Origin of the sequence: Pseudomonas sp. Pseusp97, assembly GCF_047304025.1 — a bacterium.
GTDB lineage: Bacteria > Pseudomonadota > Gammaproteobacteria > Pseudomonadales > Pseudomonadaceae > Pseudomonas.
Window position 1 is genome coordinate 1 of the sequence record NZ_JBGLYK010000482.1, and the last position, 561, is coordinate 561.

A 561-nucleotide genomic window follows, 5' to 3' on the forward strand; every position below is an offset into this window, starting at 1 on the left:
TTCGGCCCGAGCAGTGGCGTACCGGCCAGCACCAGCGGATCGTCGGCGGCCACTTCGAAGCCGACGTCGAAGGCTTCCTTGTGGTCCGGCTTGCCCTTGGCGTAGACCTCCTCGCCTTCCGGGACGAAGCCCTTGTGGCTTTCCGAGACGCCGATGTAGTGGCGCATCTTGGCTTCCAGCGGCTGCGCGAAGTAATCCCGCGCAGCGGCCTGCAGGCCCTCGATCAGTTTCGGGTCCAGTCCGTGGTTGCGGATATAGAGGAAGCCCACTTCACGGGCCGCCTTGCCCAGTTCGTCCGCCACCGCCTGGCGCTCTTCCAGGCGCGGACTGAACAGCCCGCCGATGTCGATGACGGGAATGGAGGTGAAGGCCCTGCTCGCTTGCTCCTGCATGTTCGATGGCTCCAGTTCGGATTCAGGATTGGAGGAAGCGCTGGAAGTGGCGACGTTCTTCGTCGGCCATCCAGCGGTTCAGCGCCCACAGATCGGCGATCGGGGCATTGGTGAAAGGCAGGTGGTGCAAATAGCCGTCAGGGCCGAATTCGGGCGTCAGGGTCGTTAC

Annotated in this window: 1 protein-coding gene and 1 pseudogene; both read right to left on the reverse strand. The window is 64.0% G+C overall.

What is annotated here, in order from left to right; translation table 11 throughout:
- A partial coding sequence (locus tag ACCC94_RS30010) for a 2-oxoglutarate and iron-dependent oxygenase domain-containing protein (RefSeq protein ID WP_413353213.1) occupies positions 1 to 392 on the reverse strand: 392 nt, incomplete at its 3' end.
- Between the two features lie 22 nt (positions 393 to 414).
- Positions 415 to 561 (reverse strand): annotated as a pseudogene (locus ACCC94_RS30015) (sugar phosphate isomerase/epimerase); the annotation flags it as partial.